At 55.0% G+C, this 1279-nt stretch carries 1 protein-coding gene; it reads left to right on the forward strand.

Annotated elements, in window-relative coordinates:
* Nucleotides 1-105: 105 nt before the first annotated feature.
* Nucleotides 106-1248 (forward strand): IS1249 family transposase, encoded by a 1143-nt coding sequence (locus LRP57_RS08200; RefSeq protein WP_231206203.1) that lies wholly within the window; start codon nucleotides 106-108, stop codon nucleotides 1246-1248.
* Nucleotides 1249-1279 lie beyond the last annotated feature (31 nt).

A 1279-nucleotide genomic window follows, 5' to 3' on the forward strand; every position in this document is an offset into this window, starting at 1 on the left:
TATACGACAAATCTTGTTGGTGTGGAGTGAACTTTTGTGGTGTGTTGGTGGTCAAAACTCGGTCGTTAACTCCCCTTTTTTTTCCCGGGCGTGTAATGGTGATGGGTGAATCGACTACATCGTTGCCAGACTTGCCATGCTCGGATGATCCGCTGGGGATCGTATTTAACAAAGACCGGGAAGAAGGTGCGTTGGCGTTGCCAGGCCTGTGCAGCTACAACGAATTCGCGCGTGGATTCCAAAGCACGCGAAATCGCGATGCTTATAGACTTTGTGACCGAGAAACGCACCCTGGCAGAGTTTGCCGGTGGCGGACGCACACTTCAGCGTCGCCTCGCTAGGGCGTGGGAATACTGGCCTGTCGCACCGGCAGTTGACGAAGTCCATCACGTTGTCCACGTTGATGGCCTGTATCTGGCTCACCGTTGCGTCCTGCTGATCGCGATGAGCTCACGACACGTTCTTGCCTGGCACCTGGCTCGAAGCGAACGAGCAAGCTCGTGGGCTGACCTGTTAGCCAAGATCGCTCCTCCTGATGTTGTTATCACCGATGGCGGGTCAGGATTCGTGAAAGCTTGCCGCACCCAATGGCCCAACACCCGTATTCAACGCTGTCTTTCCCACATTCAAGCCAATGTTCGTTCCCGCACCACCAGCAGGCCACGCCATCAGGCAGGAGTTGAGCTCTACGCCCTAGCCAAAGCACTGACCCATATCCGCACTCAAGACGAGCAAACCGCCTGGCTGGATCATTACACGAGGTGGTGTCAGAAATGGAAAATGACCCTGGCAGAAAAAACACGCCTAGCTGATGGGCGCATCGTCAATACTCACGAGCGTCTCGTCGCTGCCCGTAACCTTATCAACCGACGTGTTAAAGCCGGTGACATGTTCACCTACCTTGACCCACATCTCCACATGGACGGTGAGCCGATCCCGGCTACGAACAACCGAATCGAAGGACTCAACTCTCAACTCAGAGCAATGCTGCGCACACATCGTGGCTGGCCACTACTACGCCAAATCAAAGCGTGCATGTGGTGGTGCTACCAGCACACAAGCAACCCGCGCCCTGCCAGTGAACTCACTACCCTCATGCCCACCGACACTCAGATCCACGAACTCTACCAACAAACCGCACAACACCAAGCAGAAACCAACCAAGCCCGCCAACAACACTGGGGACAAGCCATCACCTGGGCCGACCTCACATGGTCAACCAACACGCTCAAGGCCATCAACGAATAAACCCCCACCAACAAGATCTATCGTATAAGCC

This window comes from Schaalia sp. lx-260, from assembly GCF_021083645.1.
GTDB lineage: Bacteria > Actinomycetota > Actinomycetes > Actinomycetales > Actinomycetaceae > Pauljensenia.